This is a genomic window from Methanoculleus sp. DTU007 (genome assembly GCF_001512385.1).
Lineage (GTDB): Archaea > Halobacteriota > Methanomicrobia > Methanomicrobiales > Methanoculleaceae > Methanoculleus > Methanoculleus thermophilus.
This window is the reverse complement of sequence record NZ_LFRO01000036.1, coordinates 34764-37440: the sequence shown is the minus strand read 5'-3', so window position 1 is coordinate 37440 and position 2677 is coordinate 34764. Positions and strand designations below refer to the sequence as shown.

Annotated in this window: 6 protein-coding genes; 2 read left to right on the top strand and 4 right to left on the bottom strand. The window is 61.6% G+C overall.

The window, feature by feature from the left end; all coding sequences use genetic code 11:
- Window positions 1-121: 121 nt before the first annotated feature.
- Both ACI94_RS04165 and ACI94_RS04160 read right to left on the bottom strand, forming a co-directional pair.
- Window positions 122-346, bottom strand: coding sequence for a KTSC domain-containing protein (locus tag ACI94_RS04165; protein ID WP_066957978.1), 225 nt, complete (start codon window positions 344-346; stop codon window positions 122-124).
- Between the two features lie 67 nt (window positions 347-413).
- Entirely contained in the window at window positions 414-626 is a 213-nt protein-coding gene (locus ACI94_RS04160) for a KTSC domain-containing protein (protein ID WP_066958176.1), read from the bottom strand.
- Between the two features lie 185 nt (window positions 627-811).
- On the opposite strand from ACI94_RS04160, the gene ACI94_RS04155 reads away from it, so the two are divergent.
- On the top strand, window positions 812-1096 hold the full coding sequence (locus ACI94_RS04155) for a DUF5661 family protein (RefSeq protein WP_066957976.1): 285 nt from the start codon (window positions 812-814) through the stop codon (window positions 1094-1096).
- A 20-nt stretch (window positions 1097-1116) separates the two neighbouring features.
- Here the strand turns inward: ACI94_RS04155 and ACI94_RS04150 are convergent, their stop codons facing one another.
- Window positions 1117-1449, bottom strand: coding sequence for a hypothetical protein (locus tag ACI94_RS04150; RefSeq protein ID WP_066957974.1), 333 nt, complete (start codon window positions 1447-1449; stop codon window positions 1117-1119).
- A gap of 128 nt (window positions 1450-1577) precedes the next feature.
- Here ACI94_RS04150 and ACI94_RS04145 point away from each other — a divergent pair, with 128 nt between their 5' ends.
- Window positions 1578-1787 (top strand): hypothetical protein, encoded by a 210-nt coding sequence (locus ACI94_RS04145; protein WP_066957972.1) that lies wholly within the window; start codon window positions 1578-1580, stop codon window positions 1785-1787.
- A gap of 192 nt (window positions 1788-1979) precedes the next feature.
- Here ACI94_RS04145 and ACI94_RS04140 read toward each other — a convergent pair whose 3' ends face one another.
- On the bottom strand, window positions 1980-2531 hold the full coding sequence (locus tag ACI94_RS04140) for a GNAT family N-acetyltransferase (RefSeq protein ID WP_286681131.1): 552 nt from the start codon (window positions 2529-2531) through the stop codon (window positions 1980-1982).
- Window positions 2532-2677 lie beyond the last annotated feature (146 nt).

Sequence of the window (2677 nt, the reverse complement as noted above, 5' to 3'; positions counted from 1 at the left end):
GTGAGCCCCGAGACCCTGGACCAGCTCCGGCTCTTCCTCAAGTTCCTCAGGGAAACCCCCGAAGGCCAGCGCAGCCTTTCGGCATTCAGGGAGTTCCGAACGGAGCAGGAGTGAGCAGGGGTCAGACGTCCTCCCCCACCGCCATGCAGGGATACTTCTCCCGGGGATACCGGCCCTCTATGGACTCGCGGATGAACTGTTCCTTTGATGCCGCCGTGCGAAGATCGTCATAGACCTCTTTCGGCACGCCGGCGTAGCGGTAAGAGTTCCCGTTCTCGCAGTTGACAAGAAGCGCCTTCGTCGTCGGGTCGTAGCCGAAAGACCGTACACCTGACTCTTGTGGCATGGGAGCGTCTGTGGCAGGCGAAGATGATAGCGGTTGCGGCGGGGTGCCGCCGACGGGGGACCTGCCATCACCGAACCTTCTCGTAAGGATAGCGCAGCCGGATGAAGTCCCCGAAGTACCGGCCCTTCGACCGGGCATTGAGAAGCCCTTCATAGACCTCGGCCGGCACCCCGACGTAGTGGTAGACCCCGCCGCTGTGGAACTCGACCTCCAGAACTTCGTCTTCCGGGTCGTATCCGACCGATTTGATGTTGGTAGACTCGACGGCCTGGCGCTGCATGGGGGAGGAGTAGAGGGGTGAGGATGGATAAGAGTTGTGGATGCTGGAGGCGAATAGCATGAGTGAAAGCCGGAAGAGAGACCGGGGCTACAGCCGGCGGGGAACCGTCACCGCCCCGCACCGGAGCGCCAGCTCCGACAGACTCATGACCTCAAGGCCCCATCCTGTTCGATGAGGGTACGGATATGGCACGAAGAGATGTGACCGCCGACGAGGCAAAGGCGATGGGCGAGCAGCTCGGGATCACATGGAAGGAGTTCGACGTCGACCAGTTCCGACGCGGGATGGTCGTGGAACTTGAGCACGGCCTCCATGATCCGGCGACGAACGTCACCGATGACGACCTTCTTCTGACGGCAAAGATTGCACTTGCGCACCTAAACGAGTTCCCGGACTACTACGACCGGCTCGAGAAGATGGAGAGGGAGGCGGAGGCCTACTGGGCGAAGCGGAAGGAAGCGGGGCGGTGACCGGGTCACCGCCATGATACTTACCCCGGGGCGGCAGAGAGGAGAAGAAGCCCGGCTACCCAGATCGCGGCGAAGAGGACGACGGCAATGATGCTGCTTTCGCGGTAGGGGACCTTTCCTTCGTTCATCTTCCGTGCGGTGATGTAAGCGTCGCAGGCACCGTAGAGCCAGATGGCAGCCCCAGCCGGGGCAAAACCGAGAATTCCGAGCAGTGTTCCGGCAAGGACGAGAAAACCGCGTGATAACTGCCCGTTATACGTCTGGCCGAGTCCGGCGAAGATGAACGAGAGGAGGGCTGAGAATCCCGGATTCTTTGGGCCGTATGTAATGGTACGGGTGACGCTTCCTGTCATGATATCGGCGCCCAAAAGGGCACCGAAAGCAGAAATACGTTGCGGGCGGTTGGGCCGACCACCTGCAGGGGGCGGTGAGGAGAGATGAGATTAACAATAACTATTGCCCCCTCGCTCCAATCAAGAGTATGCAACGGCGCCCGGAAGCAAACTGGATCAAGATACGGCAACGCCGCGTTATCGATGAGAAAGAGTATTACGCCGACCGACTCTACGCAACCCAGCAGGCTGCAGCCACCTATGCACGGCAGCTGGATCGCCAGGGAAAAGAGGTTCTCATCCTTCCGGTCACCCGGGAGGGGGGAGTTCGGGGTTACGCAGCCTTCGTCAGGAGGTAGAGGCTCTACGCCGCAGAGGCAGCCGCCCGGCTCTCTATTTAGGTGGAGGTCTGACTGAGCACGGGCGAAAGCCCCGGGGCGGGGTCAACAATAGAGTGGGGGCGAACCCCATTCACATTCCCCATTCTCCTCTCGATCGGGAGGTTAATAAATTCCCCATACAGCGGAGGTTTGAAGGTTGAACCGCCCGGTTCAACGCACCCGCCACTCGTCGTGGAGGATCCCCCAGACGTCGATATCCTCATAGACCTCCCCCCTCCGGCCATGCTCCCTAAGATGCGCCTCGTGGACCATCCCGCACTTCTCCATCACACGCCCCGATGCAGGGTTGCGTGAGAGGTGCATGGCGTAGACCCGGTGCAGCCCGAGCGCGGAGAACCCATACTCAATCACCGCCCGGGCCGCCTCGGTGGCATACCCCCGGCCCCAGTAAGGTCTCCCCACCCAGTAGCCGAGCTCAGCCCGTCCGTGACGGCGGTCGATCGCCACAAGCCCAACCGCGCCCACAAGATCCCCTTCCCGGATCCGGGTAACGGCGTAGACGGCGCTCTTTCCTTTCCTAAACTCAGACTTGTGGGTGGCAATCCAGGCCTCCGCCGCCCCGTCGGGGTAGGGGTATGGTATATCAAGTGTGCGAGACGCGACCTCGTAGTCGCCGGCGAGGCGCCGGACTACCGGGGCGTCCTTGAGGGTGAACGGCCGCAGGAGGAGACGATCGGTCATGAGGACGGGCTGTTCATTCATACGACCAATCCCGGCCCCAACGACGGGGAGACGACCCCCCAGACGTCGACGTCCTCATAGACACCCCATTTTCTGACATGCTCACGGAGCCGCCCTTCGTGCACCATCCCGCATTTCTCCATCACGCGGCCCGATGCAGGGTTGCG

Coding starts and splice junctions, on each gene's coding strand:
- ACI94_RS04155 (WP_066957976.1), top strand. CDS start 812: ATGGCACGAAGAGATGTGACCGCCGACGAGGCAAAGGCGATGGGCGAG.
- ACI94_RS04145 (WP_066957972.1), top strand. CDS start 1,578: ATGCAACGGCGCCCGGAAGCAAACTGGATCAAGATACGGCAACGCCGC.
- ACI94_RS04165 (WP_066957978.1), bottom strand. CDS start 346: ATGCCACAAGAGTCAGGTGTACGGTCTTTCGGCTACGACCCGACGACG.
- ACI94_RS04150 (WP_066957974.1), bottom strand. CDS start 1,449: ATGACAGGAAGCGTCACCCGTACCATTACATACGGCCCAAAGAATCCG.
- ACI94_RS04140 (WP_286681131.1), bottom strand. CDS start 2,531: ATGAATGAACAGCCCGTCCTCATGACCGATCGTCTCCTCCTGCGGCCG.
- ACI94_RS04160 (WP_066958176.1), bottom strand. CDS start 626: ATGCAGCGCCAGGCCGTCGAGTCTACCAACATCAAATCGGTCGGATAC.